A 21,223-nucleotide genomic window follows, 5' to 3' on the forward strand; every position below is an offset into this window, starting at 1 on the left:
TGGATGCGCAAGGCCCAGAAGCGAACCATCGAAGACACCTGGCGCCATGTCGGCGAACTCGTCCACGCCATCGACCCAACCGAGTGCGCCAACTACATCAAGAATGCCGGATACGCTTCAATCAAAACATGAAACGCTCTAGACGCGGTGCTCACGCCCCGAGGGCCGCGCTCCGCGCCTTGTCGTCGCGCCGGAGCCGGGACACGTCGTGCTGCAGCGTGAGCGCCCGCAGGGTTGGGTGATCCCAGATCGTGCCGCCCGGCGGGGGCGTCAACGGGGCGGCTGGCACCGGCAGGGCCTCGATCAGCGCATCGGCATCGGGCAGGTCGACCGGGCTCCAGTGCGTGTCGATGGCCCGCATCACCGCCGGCCAGTCGGTCCGTGCCTCGCGCGGCTGGGCATAGGCATGCAGCCGTGCGCGACCAAGACCGCGATAGAGATCGATGATCCTGAGGTCGAGGGTCGGATCCGCGCCGAGATCGAGATTGACCACGCCCGCCTCCGCGCCGGCCGGCGAGAAATAGAGGCAGGGAATGCCGTAGCTCTCGGCGACGACCATGCCATGCAGGCTCATCGAAACGATACGCTCGCAGGCGCGGATTTCATCGAGCTTGTCGCGCAGGCCATCGAGCGCGATCGGGGTCACGGTGGTGATCAGGCGAATATCGTCGCGCAGTTCGTCGGGAATGAAATAGCGCGCATAGGCCTCCAGCGGATGGGCCTCCATCTCGCGGTCGGCCAGTTCCGACAGATGCAGGATGCAGCCAAGCTTCCATTTCTTCGCTACCGGCCGGCGGTCGAAGCGCGGCAGCAGCCATACCGGATCGCCATAGACACCGGTGCCGCCGCTGCCGCCGGTCAGCAGCCGCTCGGAAACCGGGCCGCGCGTGGCGCGCACATGGAAACGGGAGCCGGCCGGCGGCGCGAACGGCTCGCGCTCCGCCTCGGGCCGGGTGGGGTTGCGCCAGTTCGAGCAGCCGGTGCCCCAGAACCAGACATCGCCGCCGGAAAATCCATGGCCGATCGTGCCGACCGCGGCCATGCGCGGGGTCATCGACTGGCTCGGCACGCGATGCACGGCAAGGCCGCTGATCAACGAAACCATGACCGGGCTCAAAGCATCGCCAAAATTGAGATAATTCATCTGCAATGTCGAACCGGCCCAGCCCAAGGGTATGCTGCCGGTGCGGGAGATGATGTCGTCCAGTATGTTCGGCATCAAGTCTCCTGCTCCATTGTTCCGATCTTGGAGGGGGAGCAGGGTATAGCCTTCGGCCGCGATGTACAGCGGGTTCAATTCGCGGGAGCGGGAAAGGGGGAGCCTCAGCGTTCGCGCAGCATCTCGATCATCGAGCAGAGGCTCTGCTTGATCGTGATGAATCGCGGACGAAACGCGGGCGGCGCGACGAGAGCCGCCAGCTGAATCAGGATCAGCGACATATGGTAGCGAATTAGTTCCATTTTGCCCCCCAAGCAGTGGGGACCATGGACAAGCTTTGCGGGTGGCTCAAGAGCGTTCCGCGATTTTTTAGCGCATGCGTGGCTCTGCCGGCCCGGTCTGCGCGAGCCGCCCGGCGCGCCCCGCCTGAGGCCGGATGGCGCTTTCCGCTCACCGCGTCGCGTGTTGGTCAGGCGAAGTAGATGGGGATTTCCGCGAGGAATATAGCCTGGAAGCCCGCCTGGATACCTCTTGTTACATTCGGAAACATTGGAAAATATGAGGAAACTCGATATCCTGATCGAGTTCTGTTTATCTGCGCCCGTCTGGACCGATCCCTGCCCGGACACGGCCAGGCCGGGCCGGCGCTGCCCTCACGGGTCCGCTGCCGGCCCGTTTTATCGCTCCGCCGGAATGGCGGGGGCTCCCGGCGCGCACCGGACGGGCGCCGCATCGGGCATGTGGGCGCGCCCCTCCGCGCTCGGCGTCACCCATGGCTGGCCGCAGGCGCGAAGCGGGTGATCGCGTATCCCGGCCGGGTTCTGCCCGACCGGGTCGCTTCAGGCTTCACGTTTCCAGCCTCACGCGTCGATGTCGACGTCGCGCGTCTCGGTGCCGAGGAGCAGCGCGATGAGTGTCAGCACCGCCATGGCGGAGAGGTAGACGCCGACCCAGAATGGACTTCCCCCGCCCCACGCCCACAGCGCCACGGCGATGAACGGGGCGACCGCCGCGCCGAGGATCGAGGACACGTTGTAGGCAATGCCCGAGCCGGTGTAGCGCACGCTGGCGGGGAACAGTTCCGGCAGCAGCGCGCCCATCGGGCCGAAGGTCATGCCCATCAGGCTGAAGCCGACGATGAGCCAGGCCATGACGCCGACCGGGCCGGAGGCGAGGATCGGCACCCAGGCGAGGCCGAAGACGATGATGGCGCTGGTCACGCAGATCAGCGTGCGGCGACGGCCCCAGCGGTCCGCCCACGGCCCCGACAGCATGGTGAAGATGCCGAAGAACACCACGCCGATGATCATCATCAGCACGAAGGTCGTGTAGTCGTAGCCGAGGCCGGGCAGCTTCGCCGTGGCGGCCGCGCGGCCATAGCTGAGCGAGAAGGTTGTCATCAGGTAGAACAGCACGTAGGTCGCCAGCATGTAGAAGGTGCCGAGCACCAGCTGGCGCGCATGGGTGCGGAATACCGAAAACAGCGGCACGCTGTGCACCTTGCCGGTCCTCACCGTCTTCTTGAACGCCTCGCTTTCCACCAGGTTGAGCCGCACCCACAGGCCAACCACCACCATGACGACGGAGAACAGGAAGGGGATGCGCCAGCCCCATTGCAGGAAGGCATCGGAGGGGCGCGAAGGGTCGCTGGAGGGCAGGCCCGCGGCGATGAGAAGGAACAGCCCGTTGGCGAGGATGAAGCCGAGCGGCGCGCCGAGCTGGGGAAAGGTGCCGAACAGCGCACGCTTGCCGGCCGGGGCGTTCTCGGTGGCGACCAGCGCCGCGCCGCTCCATTCCCCACCGAGCGCGAAGCCCTGGGCGAGGCGCAGGATCACCAGCAGCGCCGGCGCCAGCCAGCCCACCTGCTCATAGGTCGGCAGCGCGCCGATGAGGAAAGTGGCGATGCCCATGGTGAGCAGGGCGCCGACCAGCGTCACCTTGCGCCCGCGCCGGTCGCCCAGATGGCCGAAGAAGATGGCGCCGAGCGGCCGCGCCACCATGGCGGCGCCGAACACCGCGAAGGAGGCGAGCAGGGCCGTCGTGTCATTGCCGGACGGGAAGAACAGATGCGGGAATACCAGCACGGCCGCCGTGGCGTAGACGTAGAAATCGTAGAATTCGATGGTGGTGCCGATCAGGCTGGCGAGGATGACGCGCGAGCGCGGATTGGCGACGGCGGCGCCGGCGGGCGCGGCAAAACTGGACGACATCGATTGGCTGCTCCGAAGGCGATCGGGCGGCCGCAGCCGGCCCGACGACCGAATATGTCTCAGGCGGCCCTTTTAGAGCAGGATCCGGACCTGCGCAGCCGAGCTGTCTCATACTTTCGCAGCAGCAGGATCGGGATTCACCGGTAGACAACCCCGCCCTTGCTCCCCGGTTCGGGGGGGCGCCCGGCCGACGCCGCGACGCGTCATGCGGCGATGCGAGTCGCGGGCCTTCCCGTTCTTGTGACCGGCCGGCGCACCGCCGCGATGGCTGCGCGCCACGTTATCGTTCGCCAAACCGGGCTCGCGACCAGGGGCATGCCGCAGAGTCCGATAGACGTCGCACGGCCGGAAGCAATGGCAGGGATGACGCACGCAGGGGAAGTTCGGCACGGCGCTATGTCATTTCGATATCAGACGCTGCGTAAGTCGTCGCTTTAAGATCAAAAAACATCCTGTCGACATCAGCGTCATTCGTGTGAATTGAAAAAAATAACATTCACTAAATCTTGTATTTTATCAGAAATATCAATGAGCGTGTGAACAAACAAGAAGCATGATCTTGGGGTATATACAGTGGTATATTAGATATTGAATCTTGATCGAGAGGTGATATCTATCAATTGCGGATTGATGACATAGTTCTCGTGAAATTTGGCCTTACCGAACGTCAGTTACGAATGTTGGGTTAAGGCGAAAAATCAATCGCGAGGGCACGGCACGTTTCCTGTCCGGTCTCGGAGTTGGCGTCGCTCTTCGCAGAGATAGGTGCATGGCATCGAAGTCCGAAGCGGCCGTGAAGAGCCGCGCGGTTGTGCAACAGGTCGAGGAAATTTCAATGGAAGCGAGCACTGCGACACCGCAGACGTCGACGCGCGCCTGGGAACCCTGGTTCCAGCTGGCATGCGGCATTGTCTGCATGGCAATGATTGCCAATCTTCAGTACGGCTGGACCCTCTTCGTCGATCCCATCGACCAGGCGCATGGCTGGGGCCGCGCGGCGATCCAGACCGCCTTCACCATTTTCGTTCTCACCGAGACGTGGCTGGTGCCGATCGAGGCGTGGTTCGTCGATCGCTACGGCCCGCGGATCGTGCTGTCCTTCGGCGCGGTGATGATCGCGCTGGCCTGGGTGGTGAATTCCTATGCCTCCTCGCTGACCATGCTCTATGCCGGCGCGGTGCTGGGTGGCATCGGCGCGGGTTCGGTCTACGGCACCTGCGTGGGTAACGCGTTGAAGTGGTTCCCCTATCGGCGCGGTCTCGCGGCGGGTGCCACGGCGGCCGGCTTCGGCGCGGGCGCGGCGCTCACCGTCGTGCCGATCGCCAACATGATCGCCACCTCGGGCTATCAGTCGGCCTTCCTGTGGTTCGGCATCGGTCAGGGCATCGTCGTGCTGATCGCGGCGCAGTTCCTCTATCCGCCGAAGTTCAAGATCGTGCCGCCGAAGAAGGCGCTGAGCCTGCCGCAGAGCAAGGTCGACTACCAGCCCTCGCAGACGCTGAGCAAGCCGGTGTTCTGGCTGCTCTACGCGATGTTCGTCATGGTCGCGTCGGGCGGCCTGATGGCGGCGGCGCAGATCGGCCCGATCGCCCATGATCTCGGCGTGGCCGACGTGCCGGTGAACATTCTGGGCCTGCAGGCTGTGGCGCTCACCCTCGCCATCTCGCTGGACCGCATCTTCGACGGCTTCGGCCGCCCGATCTTCGGCTATGTCTCCGACCGCATCGGCCGCGAGAACACCATGTTCATCGCCTTCGGCACGGCGGCGGTGATGCTGCTCCTGCTCGTCTATCACGGCTCCAACCCGGTCGTGTTCGTCCTCGCCACGGCCTGCTTCTTCGGCGTGTTCGGCGAGATCTACTCGCTGTTCCCCGCCACCGCGGGCGATACGTTCGGGTCGAAGTTCGCCGCCACCAATGCCGGCATGCTCTACACCGCCAAGGGTACGGCGGCGCTGCTGGTGCCGATCGCCAGCATCGTCGCGGCCGCCTATGGCTGGTATGCGGTGTTCGCCATCGCGGTGGGTCTGAACGCCGCCGCCGCCTTCCTGGCCCTGTTCGTGCTGAAGCCGCTGCGTTCGCGCTTCATCGCCCGTTCGGCGGTTGAGGCGCAGAGCGGCACGGCGGCGATCACCGGTCGCCAGTCGCCCGCGCACTGAGCGCCATCGGCCGACAGAACAAACGCGCCGGGATGCCCTCCCGGCGCGTTTCCATGTGCAGGCCAATCACGTGTCGAGCGGAGCGGCGAAGGTCAGCCGCCCGGCATCAGTCGTCGATACACGTCCGGCCGCCGGTCGGGCAGATGGGTGCCGAGCACCCGCGCCGCCTTCAGCCGTTCGGGGTCGAGATCGGCGAGAACCAGTTCCTCGCCATCCCCGGCCAGCACCAGATTGCCGCCCTGGGGATCGCCGACGCAGGACAGGCCCATATAGTCCAGGTCGCCCTCGCGGCCGCAGCGATTGGCATAGGCGACGAACAGCTCGTTCTCGAAGGCGCGCGCCGGCACGACGAAGAGCGAGACGGCGTCATAGGGCTTCATGTTGGCGGTTGGCACGATGACGAGGTCGGCCCCGCCCAGCGCCAGCGCGCGGACCACTTCGGGGAACTCCACATCGTAGCAGATCAGCAGGCCAAGCCTCAGTCCGTCGATCTGCGCCAACTCGGCGGTGCCCTCGCCGGGGGCGAACATGGCCCGGTCGATATCGCCGAACAGATGCGTCTTGCGGAAGTTCAGCAGCGTTTCGCCATCCCGGTCGAGCAGCAGGGCGGAATTGTAGATCCGCCCGCGCTCGCCGCGTTCGGGGTAGCCATAGGCGAGGGCGATCCCGTGATCGCGCGCGATGTCCGCCGCGCGACGGGCGCTCGGCCCGTCGCTGGGTTCGGCAGCGGCCAGCGCCGCCTCGCGGCCGATATTGTAGCCGGAGAGGAACATTTCCGGGGCCACCAGCAGGCGGGCGCCCGCCGCGGCCGCGCGGGCGGCGGCCGCGGCTAGCCGGTCGAGATTGGCGGCGGGGCGATTCGCGGGATCGCCCGCCGTCTGCAGCAGCGCGATCCGCATCAGCCGCCGCGCCGTGCCTTGAGCGAGGTGACCGCCATGCAGAAGATCTCGAACAGCACCTGCGCCGCCGCCTGCGCGGTGTTGGAGGTGGGGTCATATTGCGGGGCGACCTCGACGACATCGCCACCGATCACGTCGAGCCCGTTGAGGCCGCGCAGGATCTCCAGCACCTCGCGGGAGGTGAGGCCGCCGATTTCCGGCGTGCCGGTGCCGGGCGCGAAGGCGGGGTCGAGGCTGTCGACATCGAACGAGACATAGACCGGCCCGGTGCCGAGCACGGCCTTCGCCTTCTCGATGATGGCCGGCACGCCGAGGCCGGTGACTTCCTCGGCGTGGATGACGCTCATGCCGCTCTCATAGGAGAATTCCCACAGGAACTCCGCGCCGCCGCGAATGCCGATCTGGATCACGCGGCCGGGGTCGAGCGTGCCATCCAGCACAGCCTTGCGGAACGGCCCGCCATGATGGAACTTCGAGCCCTCATAGACGCCCGACGTGTCGCAATGGGCGTCGATGTGCAGCATGCCGACCGGACGCGTCTCGCCGACTGCCTTGAGGATGGAGCCGGTGATCGAATGGTCGCCGCCGACCGAGAGCGGGATGACGCCGGCCGCCACGACCTTCTTGTAGAAGGCCTCGATATCGGCGTGGCAGCTTTCCAGGCTGAAGCGACTGGTGAACGGCACGTCGCCGATATCGGCCACCTTGGCATCGGCGGCGGGCACCATGCCGAGCACATGCTCATAGGGGCCGACGCGCTCGATGGCGCGCACCGCGCGCGGCCCGAGCCGGGCGCCGGCGCGGTTGGTCACGCCCAGATCCATCGGCACGCCGATCAGCGCCACGTCGAGGCCGCCGAAATCGGCGAGGTCCTGCGCGTCGGGGCGATAGGGCGCGTCGAGCAGCGTGGCGGCATTGGCCCACGGCCACACGCGCCGGTCGCCCCCCTTGAACTGCAGTTCGGCCACGCGCTTGAAGGTAGGGTCGAAGATCACCCCGCCGGCGATGGAGCCGTATTTCGCCCGGAGCTTCTCGAGCTTTTCCTGATCGGACATTCGTGCCTCACTGAATTTGGTGACAACACCCTAGCCGGGAGCGGGCGCGACGGGGAGGGGCATGTGGCCGCCGTCCTCATGGTCTTGCGGAGCCTTGAGCCTATTTCCTTTTCGAGGCTTTCGACGGGACATCGGGTGCCACCGCGATGTTGATGTGGCGATAGGTGACACCCGCCGGCGAGATCCAGTCTGACGGAATGGTGTGTCGCGGAAGCTCCTTTTCAGAAACCGCGATCAGGTATCGATAGACGGTCAATTCGCTGCCTGCGAGCGGTACCTGCCGGTACAGTTCAGCTTGTTCGCGTGCCTTTATGAAGCGGGCTTTGGCGTTGCGGGCGTCTGCCACTTTCCACTCGGTCAACACCAACCCGTCGACTCCCCGGGAGAGAAGCGAGTCCTCCGGGGCGGCGGTAAAGACGAGGTCCGTCCGAGCGCCCAAGGCGTCCACCTTGAAGGCGTAGATGCCCTGTGACAGCAGGGCGAGCGATCCCAGCCGCTCGCAAGCGACTTCGCCCTTGTCGAAGGCGGCCTGCCACTTGGCCCTTATGCTGTTGTCGACGGCCAATGCGCGCTGCAGGAACAGGAATGCGCGCTCCGAGCGAGCACGAATCTGTTCCTGCCGTCCACGAAGAATGAAGGTGATCTCGGCTTCGAGCGCCACCAGGCCGACCAAGGCGCTCCCTGGGTCAACGGTTTGGGGGGCAATGGTTTGGCCGTCCCCTTCTGCGTGGCCCAGTCTTTCCTTGAGAAAAAAGTCTATTCGCTGAGCGGCGATGTCGGGTAGCGATTGGGTAAATTCCTGGCGAAAACGTTCGAGTGCAATGACGGCTTGCGTACATTGCTCGCCGAGATACGCTTCGGCTCCGTAGCTATCTGGCCTATGGTAGCCGTGAAAGCGCGCATGGAGTTCCCCCGCGCCCTGAAGGCCTTTGATGAGGCCCGAAAGGGCAGACCATGCATCCGCTTGCGACATCTGCTTTTCCCGCCCTTTTGAAACTGGCGCGCCTGCTTCCGCTGTCCATTAAGCAGATTACCCGCCGCGAGGAAGGACCAATCCTCTAGCCCAGCCTCTAGCCCAGCCTCCAGCCAAGCGATTGGATTTGCCAGACCCAACCTCTCCGGTGTCCGGTCGCGCGGCCCCCTTCAGATGTCCAGCAGTTCCTCATTCGCAAATGCCGCGCGCTCGGAGATGAAGGCGAAGCGGCTTTCCGGCTTGTTGCCCATCAGTCGTTCCACCACATCGGCGGTGGCGGCGCCCTCGGCCTCCGCGATGGTGACGCGCAGCAGCATGCGCGATTTCGGGCTCATCGTGGTCTGCTTCAACTGCGCCGGCATCATTTCGCCGAGGCCCTTGAAGCGGCCGATATCCACCTTGCCGCGACCGGCGAACTCCTTTTTCAGCAATTCGTCGCGATGCGCCTCGTCGCGCGCATAGAGAGTCTTGGCGCCCTGGCTGATGCGGTAGAGCGGGGGAACGGCGAGGAAGAGATGGCCGTGCTCGATCAGCTTGGGCATCTGCCGGAAGAAGAAGGTGACGAGCAGCGAGGCGATATGCGCGCCGTCGACATCGGCATCCGTCATGATGATCACGCGCTCATAGCGCAGGTCTTCGTCGCGATACTGCGCGCCGGTGCCGACGCCCAGCGCCTGGATCAGGTCGGCGAGTTGCTGGTTCTGCGCGAGCTTGTCGCGCCCGGCGCTGGCGACGTTGAGGATCTTGCCACGCAGCGGCAGCACGGCCTGGGTCTGGCGCTCGCGCGCCTGCTTGGCCGAGCCGCCGGCCGAATCGCCCTCGACGATGAACAGTTCCGAGCCGGCGGCGGAGTTGTTGGAGCAGTCGGCCAGCTTGCCCGGCAGGCGCAGCTTGCGTACCGCGCTCTTGCGGGAGATTTCCTTTTCCTGCCGACGGCGCAGGCGCTCGTCCGCGCGCTCGATCACCCAGTCGAGCAGCCGGCTCGCCTGCACCGGGTTGCCGGTCAGCCAGTGGTCGAACGGGTCGCGCAGCGCGCCCTCGACAATGCGCGTCGCCTCGGCGGTGGCGAGCTTCTCCTTGGTCTGGCCCTGGAATTCCGGCTCGCGCACGAAGACCGACAGCATGGCCGCACAGCCCGACATGACGTCGTCGCTGGTGATGATGGAGGCGCGCTTGGCATTGCCGATCCGCTCGGCATGGTCGCGCAGGCCTTTCAGCAGCACCGCGCGCAGGCCGGCTTCATGCGTGCCGCCCTCCGCGGTGGGAATGGTGTTGCAATAGGAGGAGATGGAGCCGTCCGCATCGCCCAGCCACGCCACCGCCCATTCGGCCGAGCCATGGCCGCCGGCGCGCGACGTTTTGCCGGCAAAAAGGTCGGAATGGACCAGTGAATGCCCCTCGATATCGGCGGCCAGATAATCCTTGAGGCCGCCGGGGAAGCGGAACACCGCCTTTTCCGGGATCTCGGAGCCGACAACCAGCGCGGGATCGCAGGTCCAGCGGATTTCGACGCCGCCGAACAGATAGGCCTTGGAGCGCGCCATCTTGAAGACACGCGCCGGCTTGAAGCGCGCGCCCTCGCCGAAGATCTGCGCATCGGGATGGAAGCGCACCCGCGTGCCGCGCCGGTTCTGCACCCGGCCCACCTCGACGATCGGCCCCTGTGGCACGCCGCGCGAATAGGTCTGCCGGTAGAGCACCTGCCCGCGCGCCACCTCGACCTCCAGCATGTCCGACAGCGCGTTGACCACGGAAACGCCGACGCCATGCAGGCCGCCGGAGGTCTCGTAGACCTTGCTGTCGAACTTGCCGCCGGCATGCAGCGTGGTGAGGATGACCTCCAGCGCCGACTTGCCGGGATATTTCGGGTGGTTCTCGATCGGGATGCCACGCCCGTTATCGGTCACGGTCAGGCAGCCATCCGCTGTCAGTTCCACCTCGATGAAGCTGGCATGGCCGGCCACCGCCTCGTCCATCGAATTGTCGATGACCTCGGCGAACAGATGGTGCAGCGCCTTCTCGTCAGTGCCGCCAATATACATGCCGGGCCGGCGCCGCACCGGCTCCAGCCCCTCCAGCACCTCGATATCGGCGGCGGTATAGCCGCTCTCGCCCGGCGTCCCGTTGGCGGAAGTTCCCTGGGCCGCAGTTCCCTGGGCCGGCGCGCCGCGCGTGGCGACAGGCGCCGCGCTCGGCGCCTTCGCGGCCGGGCGCGGCTGGGGAGGCGTGGAGGCAAACAGGTCGTCGGCGTTCGACATCGAGCGTTGCGGCCTTTGGCTGGCAATGGGACGATTCGACCGGGCACGGTCGTCGACCATCAGCTGTAGCAGGAACAGGGCGTGAACGCAGCCCCTGCTATTTCGGCCGCTTGCGCGCCAGCCGGCGGCGGTTGGCGCCGACCTTGCGGCCATACATCGCGATGATCTCCGGGCCCACCTGCTCCAGCCGCCCGGAGGCCGCCGCCTGCGCGAGCCGGGCGTGCACTTCGCCGGCGGCCAGCATCTTCTCGCTGACCATGCGCACTGCCTCGGCGCCGGCGCCCGCATCGCCGCGCGACATCAGGCTCAGCCGTTCGGCGATGACGATCTGCGAATCGAAGCCCAGGCGCGCGAGGCGCATGCCCAGGGAAAAGGCGTGGAGCGGATGCATCATGGAACGGGAATCCCGGCGGGAGGGGGAAGCGAGGCGCGCGCTCGGCCTGGCTTGGGGGGGGTGAGCGAGGCGTTCGACGCTCATCATGGGCAACCAAGTCGTGGCGATCATGGCCGGTTCCCCTCGCCACCCGCTTATCGGCCATGCGTGTCCGGCGTGCATCGCGTCTTTCACCCGACATGCATCCGGTGTAATGGCGCGGCTCCACGCACGCGGTGCCTGCCCGGCGCCGCGCGGGCAGCGACAAGGGATCGCCACCATGACGGACAGCAAGGCACGGATCGCCATCCTCGGGGCCTCGGGCTACACCGGCGCTGAGCTGGTGCGACTGCTCGTCCGTCATCCGCGCGTGGACATCGTCGCGCTGACCGCCGACCGCAAGGCCGGCCAGAGCATGGCGGAGGTGTTTCCGCAATTCGCCCCGCTGAGCCTGCCGACCCTGATCACGATCGACGAAGTGGACTGGTCGAGCGTCGACCTCGCCTTCTGCGCGCTGCCGCACGGCACCACCCAGCAGGTGATCAAGCGCGTGTTCGAAACCGCGCCGCACATCAAGATCGTCGACCTTTCCGCCGATTTCCGCCTCACCGATGCCGGCGCCTATGAGCAGTGGTACGGCCATCCGCATCAGGCGCTGGAACTGCAGCAGGAAGCGGTCTACGGCCTCGCCGAGCTGTATCGCGACGATATCCGCAAGGCACGGCTCGTCGCCAATCCCGGCTGCTACACCACGACGGCGATTTTGCCGGTGGTGCCGCTGATCGAGGCCGGCGCGATCGAGCCCGACCATATCGTGATTGACGCCAAGAGCGGCGTTACCGGCGCCGGTCGTTCCGCCAAGGAATCGCTGCTGTTCTCCGAAGTGGCGGACGGCATGAACGCCTATGGCGTCGGCGGCCATCGCCACATGGCCGAGCTTGACCAGGAGTTCTCCAAGGCGGCGGGACGCACCATCGTGCCGAGCTTCACCCCGCATCTCATTCCCATGAGCCGGGGTATCTACAACACCATCTATCTCAAGACCGGCGCGGGCGTGGGGGCCGAAGGCGTGCACCGCGTGCTGGCGGATTTCTATCGCGGCGAGGCCTTCGTGCATGTGCTGCCGCTCGGCCAGGTGCCGCATTCGCGCTTCGTAAAGGGCTCCAACATGGCCTTTATCGGCGTGATCAAGGACCGCGCGCCCGACCGCGTCATCGTCATCGCGACCACGGACAATCTGGTGAAGGGCGCCTCCGGCCAGGCGGTGCAGAACATGAACCTCGTGCTCGGCTTCCCCGAGGCGACGGGGCTGGAGCAGATCGCGCTGTTCCCGTAGGCCCTGTTATATTACCGTCCAGAGTTACTGAGTACCTCTGTGCGCGTTGCATCGGCGAGGAGCCTGTCGGATGGTTCCCCGCCGATCGCTTTGATCAGGCGGGGGAACAGTCTCATGACGATGTCCAGCCTCTTGTCCCGTCGTTATCTCCTTCACGCCGCCGCCTGTGGCTGCGCGGCCGCCGCTCTGGGCGTGGGCGCCACGCTGGCGGGCGGGCGCGGCGCCTTCGCGGCGACCTATGCCGAGAAGACCACGCTGACCGCCGCCCAGGCGCTCGATCGCCTGAAGGGGGGCAATGCCGCCTTCGTCAAGGGCGGGGCCTGCGTGCCGGTCGGCGGCCCGGAGGCGATAGCCCGGCTTGCCTCCGGTCAGGCACCCTTCGCCGTGGTGGTGGCGTGTTCGGATTCGCGCACGCCACCCGAGCATCTGTTCGACGCCCGGCTCGGCGAACTCTTCGTGATCCGCGTCGCCGGCAACACTGTGGACGATACGGCGCTCGGCTCCATCGAATACGGTGTCGGCGTGCTCGGTGCGCCGTTGGTGCTCGTGCTGGGGCATAGCGAGTGCGGCGCGGTGGCCGCCGCCGTGAGCATGGTGACGGAGAAGGCGCGTTTCCCCGGCTCGATCAACACGATGGTCGAGCCTATCCTGCCCGCGGTGCTGCGGGCGCAGGGCATGACCGGCGACCTCGTCGCCAACGCGGTGCGCGAGAACGTGGAACTGGTGCTCGATCATGTCGGGCAGAGCAGCGTCCTCATCTCGGATGCCGTGCGGGCGGGCAAGGCGCGTCTGGCGGGCGGCGTCTATGATCTCAAGACCGGCGAGGTCGGCTTCCTGAGCTGACAGGCCGGCCCGCATTCACGGCGGCGGCATCGCGGCGATGAAGGCCACGATCTGCTGCTTCAGCGCCGCGATGCGTGCCTGATAGAGGCCTGTCAGGCATCCGGCGTCGGCACCGCACCGGCCGCGCGCGGCGAGAAAATCGCGAGCGGCCTCATGGCGCGCGCCATTGCCGCCCATCAACATGGGGAAGCGGCTATAGGCAAACCACAATCCGCCCATCTCGCTGTCCATCGCCGACAGCGTGGGATCCGCGCACACGGCCCGTTCGTCCGGCGCCGATGCCCGCGCGCAGTCGAAGCTCGCGGCATCCGCAGGCCGCATGGCGAGAGGGCCGAGTGAGCCGAAAGCGAGCGCGGCCATCATCACGGCTCCGCGAGGGGCGCGGATCACGATTTCACCTTCACATAGCGGCCGGGGGCATCCTCGATCGGCGCGAACACGCCCCCGCCCGGCTCGCGGGCCGGCAGGCGGTGTTCGTCCTGCTGTTCGAGCCATTGCAGCCAGTCCGGCCACCACGAGCCGGGGTGCAGTTCCGCCGTGTCGATCCAGCCTTCCAGCTTCCCCTCGGGCGGACCGCCGGTCCAGTACTGGTACTTGCCGCGCGCCGGCGGGTTGATGACGCCAGCGATGTGGCCGGAGCCGGCCAGCACAAAGCGTGCGCGCGCGCCGAACAGCTGCAGGCCGTTGAACACCGAAGCGGCGGGCGCGATATGGTCCTCGCGCGTCGCCACGCTGTACATCGGCAGGTCGATCGTCCGGAGATCCAGCGGCAGGCCGGCGAGCAGCAGCTTGCCCTGCGCCAGCTTGTTGTCGAGATAGCAATTGCGCAGGTAGAACGAGTGATTGGCCGCCGGCAGCCGGGTCGAATCCGAGTTCCAGTAGAGAATATCGAACGGGAAGGGCGCCTGCCCCTTGAGGTAGTTGTTGACGACATAGGGCCAGATCAGGTCGTTGGCGCGCAGCATGTTGAAGGCGTTGGCCATCTTGCGGCCTTCCATCACGCCGGTCTCCAGCATCTTGCGCTCGAGATTGGCGATCTGCTCCTCATCGATGAACACTTTGAGGTCGCCGGCCTGGGCGAAATCGACCTGCGTGGTGAGGAAGCTCACCGTGCGCACGCCGACATCCTTGCGCGCCGCCGCCAGCCAGGCGAGCGTGATGGCCAGCATGGTGCCGCCCACGCAATAGCCCAGCGCGTGGAAATGCTCGACATGTGCGGCCCGCTTGGCGACCTCGAAGGCCTTGAGCACGCCGTCGCGCATATAGTCCTCGAACCCCTTGCCGGCGAGTTCCGGCCCGGGATTGACCCAGGACACCATGAAGACGGTGATGCCGTGCTCCACCGCCCAGCGCACGAAGGACTTCTCGGCCGTGAGATCCAGCACGTAGAACTTGTTGATCCATGGCGGGATGATCACCAGCGGCAGCGCCAGCACGTTCTCGGTCTGCGGCGCGTACTGGATGAGCTGCATCAGCTCGTTCTCGAAGATCACCTTGCCCGGCGTGGTCGCGAGATTCTCGCCGACCTGGAATTTCGAGGAATCGGTCTGGCGGATCTTCAGGTCGCCGCCGCCCGCCTCGATATCCTCGGCCAGCATCTTCATGCCGCGCACCAGGTTTTCGCCATTGGAGGCCAGCGTGGTGCGCAGCAACTCGGGATTGGTCAGCACGAAGTTGGACGGCGACACCGCGCTGGCGATCTGGCGGACATAGAATTCCGCCTTGTGCTTGGTGTGGGCGTCAATCTCGGCTTCCTCGACCATGTTCTCCGCCCAGTTGGACGTGAGCAGATAGGTCTGCTTGAGCGCGTCGAAGAACGGGTTGTTGTTCCATTCCGGATCCATGAACCGGCCGTCGCGCGGGGGCGGGGCGGCCACCGGCTTGGTTTCCTGCCCGCTCAGGCGCTTCAGCGTGGACGACCACAATTCGAGATAGCCGCCGATCAGCCGCGACTGCGCGTCCAGCGTGCGCTGGGGGTCAGCGAGCCAGTATTCCGCGACATTGCCGATGGTCTTCATCACGTCCGCGATGTCCTCGGCGACGTCGTCCTGAACAAGCCCTTCCTCGCGCGGGCGCATATAGGCCGCCATCGCCTTGCCGCTCTCCTCCACCAGTCGTGCGAGATTGCCGGCGAAGGTGGGAAGGTCGATCGGGCCGGCCGGCGGCGGGCTTGCCGCCTCCGGCGCGCTTCGGGGCGTGGGGGAGGAGGGGCGCGCGGGCGTGGTGGGCGGCACCGTCGCGGCCTTGGCCGGCTCCTTTTCCTGTGTCCGGGACGCCTCGGCCCGGCGCTGCGAGGGGCGCAACGCGTAGCGCGGCTGGCCCGCAGTGCCCGTGCCTTGCGCGAGGTTTTTCGCGGCGGTCTTGCGCGGTGCAGGCTTGCCAGGCTCCGGCTTTGCCGGCGCGGGGGAGGCGAGGACGGCCGGCGCTACGGCTTTGGCCTGTCGGGTCGCGCGTCCGGTGGTCGGGGCGGCTGCGGTGGCGCGGGCACTCCCGGCGTCCTTGGCCTGCGACCTGACGCTGCGGGACTTTGCCGCAGCGGCCTTGCCGGCGGTGGACGGTGTCGGGGAGGATTTCGACCCGGCTTTCGGTGAGGAGGCTTTCGGTGACGCGGCCTTTCGCCGAGACCGGCCGGCGGTGGCCGCTTCCGCGACGGGCGCTGCGGTGATGGCGGGTTGCGCCGGGCGTTGCGCTGCGATGGCCGGCGCCTTCATGTGGGCCGTGGCCGGAGACCGGCGCGAACGCGGAGCTTGCCCGCCGTTGCGCGGCGAGGAGGCTTGCGGCGCCGGGTCGGCGGCTGTTTCTTCCCGCACCGGTGCGGGCGCTGGCTTGGCGGCCGCGCGGGGGCGGCTCATCCGGGCCTTGGCGGCCGGGGGTGATTCGCTCGCAGCCGGTGGCGCGGCGGGAGCGGCCGCCGCTGGAGCAGGATTCGCCGGCCGCGTGGAGGTTCTCGCCCGTGCCGGGGAGACGACAGGAGCCGCGACCTGCTGAATCGGTTCGGTCGTGGCGGTGGCGGCCGGTTTCCGGGTCGTGGGTCGTTTACTCACCGCTTGTCCCCGCGGGTACGTGCGTTCATAGGTGGGTGATCATAGACGCGCCGCACGACGGTAGCGAGTGCGTATGAGGCCGGAGGAACGTCTTGCTGAAGCTGTGGGTGAAAGCTGACCAGGAAATGACGCGGGCGCCGGCGGCTCCGCTGCTCGCCGCCGTGGCGCTGGGGCTCGCGCTGGCCGGCTGCGCGCCGCCCGGCTGGCCCGAAACACCGCCCTCGACCGCCCCCGGCGCCGCCGCGCCGCCGGCCCAGGGCACGAAGAGCACGTCGCCCTTCGCACCCAAGGGGCCGGATTTCCTGCATTATGGCACGCCCAAGCAGATCGGCGACCGTCCGGTCATGACGCCCGAGCAGACCGCCAAGATGCAGTCGGACCTTGAAAACACCGCGAAGAAGCGCGAGCAGCAGCTGAAGCAGGCCACCGATCAGGAAGGGCAGGCCGGGCAGTAGCCGGTGGGCTTCCGCCCGCCGGATCATCACGCTTCCGCCGGGTTTGGCGGGCATCCCACGCTGTGCGTGCGCGTGAACAATGTTATGAAGCGCAGTTACGCCGTCCCTGGTCGAATCGGGACGGTATGGAGCTTGAGACCGATGACCGACTTCCACCGTATCCGCCGGCTGCCGCCCTATGTGTTCGAGCAGGTCAACCGTGTGAAGGCCGCCGCCCGCAATGCCGGCAGCGACATCGTGGATCTCGGCATGGGCAATCCGGACCTCGATGCCCCCGCGCACGTGGTCGAAAAGCTCAAGGACACCATCGGCAAGCCCCATACCGACCGTTACTCGGCCTCCAAGGGCATTCCGGGACTGCGCCGCGCGCAGGCCGCCTATTACGCGCGCCGCTTCGGCGTCTCGCTCAATCCCGACACGCAGGTCGTGGCGACGCTCGGCTCCAAGGAAGGCTTCGCCAACATGGCGCAGGCGATCACCGCGCCCGGCGATGTGATCCTGGTGCCGAACCCGTCCTACCCGATCCACGCCTTCGGCTTCCTCATGGCGGGCGCGGCCATCCGCTCGGTGCCGTGCGAGCCGGGGCCGGAATTCTTCCACGCGCTGGAGCGGGCGGTGGTTCATTCCATTCCCTCGCCGCTCGCGCTGGTGCTGTGTTACCCATCCAACCCGACGGCGCAGGTTGCCGACCTCGATTTCTATCGCGACGTGGTCGCCTTCGCGAAGAAGCATGACCTCATCATCCTGTCCGACCTTGCCTATTCCGAGGTCTATTTCGACGACAACCCGCCGCCCTCGGTGCTGCAGGTGCCCGGCGCGATGGATGTGACGGTCGAGTTCACCTCCATGTCCAAGACCTTCTCCATGGCCGGCTGGCGCATGGGCTTCGCGGTGGGCAACGAGCGGCTGATCGCGGCGCTGGCGCGGGTGAAGTCCTATCTCGACTATGGCGCCTACACGCCGATCCAGGTGGCGGCGGCGGCGGCGCTCAACGGGCCGCAGGACTGCATCGCCGAGATGCGGTCGGTCTACAAGAGGCGCCGCGACGTGCTGGTGGACAGCTTCGCCAAGGCCGGCTGGGACATTCCCGTGCCGACCGCCTCGATGTTCGCCTGGGTACCGATTCCGGAAAAATTCCGCCACATGGGCAGCGTCGAATTCGCCAAGCTGCTGATCGAGAAGGCCGATGTCGCGGTGGCGCCCGGCGTCGGCTTCGGCGAGCATGGCGACGAGTATGTGCGTATCGCGCTTGTGGAGAACGAGCAGCGCATCCGGCAGGCGGGACGGAATGTCCGGCGCTTCCTTGAAACGGGCGCCGAAACATTGCACAACGTCGTCCCTCTCGCCGCGGCGCGCTGACGCCTGGATGTCTCCGGGCGGCGCCGCTTTCCAGGTCTTTTGTTGAGTTCGGAAAAGATATGGCGCCGCCGCTGAAAATTGGCATCGCCGGCCTCGGTACGGTCGGGGCCGGAGTGGTGCGTATGCTGGCCCGCCGCAAGGATGAGATCGCCTTGCGGGTCGGCCGCCCGGTTGAGGTCGTGGCCGTGAGCGCCCGTGACCGCACCCGCAACCGCGATTGCGACCTCTCGGCTGTGCGCTGGTTCGAGGATGCGGTCGAACTGGCCCGCGATCCCGACATCGACGTGTTCGTGGAGCTGATCGGCGGTCATGACGGCATCGCCCGTGACGCGGTCGAAGCGGCCATCGCCAGTGGCCACGAGGTGATCACCGCCAACAAGGCGCTGCTCGCCCATCACGGCGTGTCGCTCGCCAGCGGCGCCGAGGCGAATGGCTGCAACATCTATTTCGAGGCCGCGGTCGCGGGCGGCATCCCGGTCATCAAGGCGCTTCGCGAGGCCCTGCTGGGCAACGAGATCGCCCGTGTTTCGGGCATTCTCAACGGCACCTGCAATTACATCCTGACGCGCATGCACGAGGAGGGGCTGTCCTTCGACGCCTGCCTCGAACAGGCGCAGCTTCTGGGTTATGCCGAGGCGGACCCGACCTTCGACGTCGACGGCTTCGACACCGCGCACAAGCTCTCGCTGCTCGCCGCGCTCGCCTTCGGCGTGCAGCCGGACCCGGAGGCCATCCATGTCGAGGGCATCCGCTCGATCACGCTGGCCGATCTCGAAGCGGCGGACGAACTCGGCTACCGCATCAAGCTGCTCGGCGTCGCCGCGCGGGCCGGCGCGGCGGTGGAACTGCGCGTTCATCCCACCATGGTGCCCAAGCACTGGCCGATCGCGCAGGTCTCGGGCGTTACCAATGCGGTGGCGATCGATGGCGACGCGGTGGCGCTGACGCTGGTCGGCCCCGGCGCCGGCGGCGATGCCACCGCTTCCGCCGTGGTGGGCGACATCTGCGACATCGCGGCCGGAAAATCGGGCACGCCGTTCGGCTGGAAGGCGCGCGACCTGCGCCCCGCCGGCAAGGCGGCAATCCAGCGTCATGAAGGTGGGTACTATATCCGCCTCGCGGCGGTCGACCGGCCGGGAACGGCGGCGGCCATCGCGCGGCATATGGCGGAGCAGAACATCTCGCTCGAGTCCATCATGCAGCATCGACGCGGCCGTCCGCATGGCGGCGAGCGGGCGGAAAGCGCGGAGGCTCCGGCACCGGTGGTGCTGGTCACCTACGCCACTACCGAGGACGCGGTCCGCCGCGCCATCGCCGCCATCGAGATCGACGGCGTGATCGCATCGCCGCCGCAGGTGATTCGGATCGAGAAGGACTGAGAGGGGCTGGGACGATGGCGGAAGAGATTACGGTCAAGGCAGGCCAGGCGCTCGAGCGCATCCTGACGCTGGAACTGGTGCGCGTGACCGAACGCGCGGCGGTGGCCTCCGCCAGCCTGCGCGGGCGCGGCGACGAGAAGGCGGCCGACAAGGCCGCCGTGGACGCGATGCGCCGCGAACTGAACCGCCTGCCGATCGCCGGCCGGATCGTCATCGGCGAGGGTGAGCGCGACGAGGCGCCGATGCTGTTCATCGGCGAGGAAGTCGGCACCGGCAAGGGCCCGGCGGTCGATATCGCCGTCGACCCGCTGGAAGGCACCACGCTCTGCGCCAAGAACATGCCGGGCTCGATCGCCGTGATGGCCATGGCCGAGGGCGGCACGCTGCTCTACGCGCCCGACGTCTACATGGACAAGATCGCCATCGGCCCGGGCTACCCGAAGGGCACGATCGACATTGACGGCTCCCCGGCCGACAACATCCATTCGCTGGCCAAGGCCAAGGGCGTGAAGCCCTCCGAGATCACCGCGCTGATCCTCGATCGCCCGCGCCATGCGGCGATCATCGAGGCGGTGCGCAAGACCGGCGCGGCGGTGCAGCTCATCACCGATGGCGACGTGGCCGGGGTGATCCACACCACCGATCCCGACGAGACCGGCATCGACATCTACATGGGCACGGGCGGCGCGCCCGAGGGCGTGCTCGCCGCGGCGGCGCTGCGCTGCATCGGCGGCGAGATGTACACCCGCCTCATCCTCGACAGCGAGGAGAAGCGCGAGCGTGCCAAGCTGATGGGCGTCACCGATCCGAAGAAGATCTACACCATCACCGACATGGTGCGGGGCGACTGCCTGATCGCGGCGACCGGCGTGACCACCGGCAACCTGCTCAAGGGCGTGAAATACCGCAAGGACGTGGTGACGACGCACACGGTCGTCATGCGGTCGGCCTCCGGTACGGTGCGCTGGATCGAGGCCGAGCATCGCGATCTCTCCAAGTTCCATCTCGGCTGATTCCGCAGGGCGGGCCCTCCCGCCTGTCCGGGCGGGCCTTGGCTGCACGGCTTCCTCCATGGACTTGCCTGTGTAAGCCTGCCTCTGCCAGCTTGCGTGATCGAAAGGGGCACCACGGTGCCCCTTTGCTTGCGCGGAACCCGTCATCGGCGGCTTTCCGGCTTTCCTGCAGTCCCATCTCGGAACGCCGGGCGCGGGCCGGCGAGGGGTGAGGTGGCGAGCGTGAGGCGGCGAGCGTGAGCCGTGGCTTTTGGCGACGAGGGTCTTTGGAACCGCGTCGGTGTGCTGTATACCAGAGGTATCGCCGACAGGCATTCCGCAAGAATGCAACGCCAAATGCAAAGGGAACGACCCATGCCCGCTCCTCATTCGCTCCTTCCGCCCCTGCTGGCCCAGATCGATGCGCTCATCGCGGCCGAGAAGTATCAGGAGGTCGCCGAGACCTATGCGGCTTTCGTGAAGGAGCACGCGACCACCAGCTACCTCGCCTCCGAGCCGATCCCGTTCAAGCTGAGCGTGGCGTTCTCGAACAAATACGGTTCCTCGGCCACCACCACCTTCACCCTGCGCAACACCACCTGGGCGTCGGACGTGAAGGGCGCGCTCAAAGCCGGCCCCGCCGACTTCGCCGCGCTGGTGGCCAAGTATGAGGCCGAAGTCGCCGAGATCGCCAAGTCGGTCAAGAAGGTCGCCTGAGGCGCCCCGCTCG

The 21,223-nt window shown here is 66.9% G+C and carries 18 protein-coding genes and 1 pseudogene; 9 read left to right on the plus strand and 10 right to left on the minus strand.

The genetic code is table 11. From position 1 onward, the window contains the following. Nucleotides 1-132 (plus strand): annotated as a pseudogene (locus QOZ99_RS19455) (IS630 family transposase); the annotation flags it as partial. 19 nt (nt 133-151) lie between these two features. Here QOZ99_RS19455 and QOZ99_RS19460 read toward each other — a convergent pair. From QOZ99_RS19460 to QOZ99_RS19470, 3 genes are all read right to left on the minus strand, one after another. Further along, nucleotides 152-1,219 (minus strand): polysaccharide pyruvyl transferase family protein, encoded by a 1,068-nt coding sequence (locus QOZ99_RS19460; protein ID WP_306891656.1) that lies wholly within the window; start codon nt 1,217-1,219, stop codon nt 152-154. A gap of 104 nt (nt 1,220-1,323) precedes the next feature. Continuing rightward, a complete protein-coding gene (locus QOZ99_RS19465) occupies nt 1,324-1,461 on the minus strand; it encodes a hypothetical protein (RefSeq protein WP_306891657.1) in 138 nt (45 codons plus the stop codon). A gap of 558 nt (nt 1,462-2,019) precedes the next feature. Further along, nucleotides 2,020-3,369, minus strand: a complete 1,350-nt coding sequence (locus QOZ99_RS19470) for an MFS transporter (protein WP_306891658.1) — start codon at nt 3,367-3,369, stop codon at nt 2,020-2,022. A gap of 835 nt (nt 3,370-4,204) precedes the next feature. Between QOZ99_RS19470 and oxlT the strand changes: the two genes are divergently transcribed. Further along, a complete protein-coding gene (oxlT, locus tag QOZ99_RS19475) occupies nt 4,205-5,527 on the plus strand; it encodes an oxalate/formate MFS antiporter (protein WP_306891659.1) in 1,323 nt (440 codons plus the stop codon). A 92-nt stretch (nt 5,528-5,619) separates the two neighbouring features. On the opposite strand, the gene QOZ99_RS19480 is transcribed toward oxlT, so the two are convergent. From QOZ99_RS19480 to QOZ99_RS19500, 5 genes are all read right to left on the minus strand, one after another. Continuing rightward, a complete protein-coding gene (locus QOZ99_RS19480) occupies nt 5,620-6,426 on the minus strand; it encodes a carbon-nitrogen hydrolase family protein (protein WP_306891660.1) in 807 nt (268 codons plus the stop codon). Next, nucleotides 6,426-7,481 (minus strand): agmatinase, encoded by a 1,056-nt coding sequence (gene speB / locus QOZ99_RS19485; protein WP_306891661.1) that lies wholly within the window; start codon nt 7,479-7,481, stop codon nt 6,426-6,428. The genes QOZ99_RS19480 and speB overlap by 1 nt, the downstream gene beginning before the upstream one ends. Nucleotides 7,482-7,581: 100 nt before the next feature. After that, nucleotides 7,582-8,454 carry a hypothetical protein gene (locus QOZ99_RS19490; protein WP_306891662.1) on the minus strand — a complete coding sequence of 291 codons (873 nt, stop codon included), beginning with the start codon at nt 8,452-8,454 and terminating at the stop codon, nt 7,582-7,584. A 170-nt stretch (nt 8,455-8,624) separates the two neighbouring features. Further along, nucleotides 8,625-10,712 (minus strand): DNA topoisomerase IV subunit B, encoded by a 2,088-nt coding sequence (parE, locus tag QOZ99_RS19495; RefSeq protein ID WP_306891663.1) that lies wholly within the window; start codon nt 10,710-10,712, stop codon nt 8,625-8,627. 97 nt (nt 10,713-10,809) lie between these two features. Continuing rightward, nucleotides 10,810-11,106, minus strand: coding sequence for a hypothetical protein (locus QOZ99_RS19500; RefSeq protein ID WP_306891664.1), 297 nt, complete (start codon nt 11,104-11,106; stop codon nt 10,810-10,812). 259 nt (nt 11,107-11,365) lie between these two features. Between QOZ99_RS19500 and argC the strand changes: the two genes are divergently transcribed. Both argC and QOZ99_RS19510 read left to right on the plus strand, forming a co-directional pair. Beyond that, nucleotides 11,366-12,421, plus strand: a complete 1,056-nt coding sequence (gene argC / locus QOZ99_RS19505; RefSeq protein ID WP_306891665.1) for an N-acetyl-gamma-glutamyl-phosphate reductase — start codon at nt 11,366-11,368, stop codon at nt 12,419-12,421. A gap of 114 nt (nt 12,422-12,535) precedes the next feature. Continuing rightward, nucleotides 12,536-13,264 carry a carbonic anhydrase gene (locus QOZ99_RS19510; RefSeq protein WP_306891666.1) on the plus strand — a complete coding sequence of 243 codons (729 nt, stop codon included), beginning with the start codon at nt 12,536-12,538 and terminating at the stop codon, nt 13,262-13,264. 15 nt (nt 13,265-13,279) lie between these two features. Here QOZ99_RS19510 and QOZ99_RS19515 read toward each other — a convergent pair whose 3' ends face one another. Further along, the gene (locus QOZ99_RS19515) at nt 13,280-13,627 is read right to left on the minus strand and encodes a lysozyme inhibitor LprI family protein (protein WP_306891667.1); all 348 of its coding nucleotides are present in this window, start codon (nt 13,625-13,627) and stop codon (nt 13,280-13,282) included. Between the two features lie 23 nt (nt 13,628-13,650). Beyond that, the gene (phaC, locus tag QOZ99_RS19520; protein WP_306891668.1) at nt 13,651-15,498 is read right to left on the minus strand and encodes a class I poly(R)-hydroxyalkanoic acid synthase; all 1,848 of its coding nucleotides are present in this window, start codon (nt 15,496-15,498) and stop codon (nt 13,651-13,653) included. 902 nt (nt 15,499-16,400) lie between these two features. Between phaC and QOZ99_RS19525 the strand changes: the two genes are divergently transcribed. The 5 genes from QOZ99_RS19525 (at nt 16,401) to QOZ99_RS19545 (ending at nt 21,210) form a co-directional block, all read left to right on the plus strand. Next, the gene (locus QOZ99_RS19525) at nt 16,401-16,763 is read left to right on the plus strand and encodes a hypothetical protein (protein ID WP_306891669.1); all 363 of its coding nucleotides are present in this window, start codon (nt 16,401-16,403) and stop codon (nt 16,761-16,763) included. 141 nt (nt 16,764-16,904) lie between these two features. Further along, nucleotides 16,905-18,122: an LL-diaminopimelate aminotransferase gene (locus tag QOZ99_RS19530; RefSeq protein WP_306891670.1), complete on the plus strand. Its 1,218-nt coding sequence runs from the start codon at nt 16,905-16,907 to the stop codon at nt 18,120-18,122. A gap of 59 nt (nt 18,123-18,181) precedes the next feature. After that, the gene (locus QOZ99_RS19535; RefSeq protein WP_306891671.1) at nt 18,182-19,501 is read left to right on the plus strand and encodes a homoserine dehydrogenase; all 1,320 of its coding nucleotides are present in this window, start codon (nt 18,182-18,184) and stop codon (nt 19,499-19,501) included. Between the two features lie 14 nt (nt 19,502-19,515). Then, a complete protein-coding gene (gene glpX, locus QOZ99_RS19540) occupies nt 19,516-20,514 on the plus strand; it encodes a class II fructose-bisphosphatase (RefSeq protein WP_183189409.1) in 999 nt (332 codons plus the stop codon). Nucleotides 20,515-20,868: 354 nt separating this feature from the next. Next, nucleotides 20,869-21,210, plus strand: coding sequence for a hypothetical protein (locus QOZ99_RS19545; RefSeq protein ID WP_306891672.1), 342 nt, complete (start codon nt 20,869-20,871; stop codon nt 21,208-21,210). Nucleotides 21,211-21,223 lie beyond the last annotated feature (13 nt).

This window comes from Ancylobacter amanitiformis (assembly GCF_030814815.1).
Taxonomy (GTDB): Bacteria; Pseudomonadota; Alphaproteobacteria; order Rhizobiales; family Xanthobacteraceae; genus Ancylobacter; species Ancylobacter amanitiformis.

Bases quoted from the DNA above. Each gene is read 5' to 3' on its own strand.
- parE (WP_306891663.1), bottom strand. From the start codon at position 10,712: ATGTCGAACGCCGACGACCTGTTTGCCTCCACGCCTCCCCAGCCGCGC.
- speB (WP_306891661.1), bottom strand. From the start codon at position 7,481: ATGTCCGATCAGGAAAAGCTCGAGAAGCTCCGGGCGAAATACGGCTCC.
- argC (WP_306891665.1), top strand. From the start codon at position 11,366: ATGACGGACAGCAAGGCACGGATCGCCATCCTCGGGGCCTCGGGCTAC.
- QOZ99_RS19510 (WP_306891666.1), top strand. From the start codon at position 12,536: ATGACGATGTCCAGCCTCTTGTCCCGTCGTTATCTCCTTCACGCCGCC.
- QOZ99_RS19530 (WP_306891670.1), top strand. From the start codon at position 16,905: ATGACCGACTTCCACCGTATCCGCCGGCTGCCGCCCTATGTGTTCGAG.
- QOZ99_RS19545 (WP_306891672.1), top strand. From the start codon at position 20,869: ATGCCCGCTCCTCATTCGCTCCTTCCGCCCCTGCTGGCCCAGATCGAT.
- QOZ99_RS19500 (WP_306891664.1), bottom strand. From the start codon at position 11,106: ATGATGCATCCGCTCCACGCCTTTTCCCTGGGCATGCGCCTCGCGCGC.
- QOZ99_RS19535 (WP_306891671.1), top strand. From the start codon at position 18,182: ATGGCGCCGCCGCTGAAAATTGGCATCGCCGGCCTCGGTACGGTCGGG.
- QOZ99_RS19480 (WP_306891660.1), bottom strand. From the start codon at position 6,426: ATGCGGATCGCGCTGCTGCAGACGGCGGGCGATCCCGCGAATCGCCCC.
- QOZ99_RS19515 (WP_306891667.1), bottom strand. From the start codon at position 13,627: ATGATGGCCGCGCTCGCTTTCGGCTCACTCGGCCCTCTCGCCATGCGG.
- QOZ99_RS19465 (WP_306891657.1), bottom strand. From the start codon at position 1,461: ATGGAACTAATTCGCTACCATATGTCGCTGATCCTGATTCAGCTGGCG.
- QOZ99_RS19470 (WP_306891658.1), bottom strand. From the start codon at position 3,369: ATGTCGTCCAGTTTTGCCGCGCCCGCCGGCGCCGCCGTCGCCAATCCG.
- oxlT (WP_306891659.1), top strand. From the start codon at position 4,205: ATGGAAGCGAGCACTGCGACACCGCAGACGTCGACGCGCGCCTGGGAA.
- QOZ99_RS19460 (WP_306891656.1), bottom strand. From the start codon at position 1,219: ATGCCGAACATACTGGACGACATCATCTCCCGCACCGGCAGCATACCC.
- glpX (WP_183189409.1), top strand. From the start codon at position 19,516: ATGGCGGAAGAGATTACGGTCAAGGCAGGCCAGGCGCTCGAGCGCATC.
- QOZ99_RS19490 (WP_306891662.1), bottom strand. From the start codon at position 8,454: ATGTCGCAAGCGGATGCATGGTCTGCCCTTTCGGGCCTCATCAAAGGC.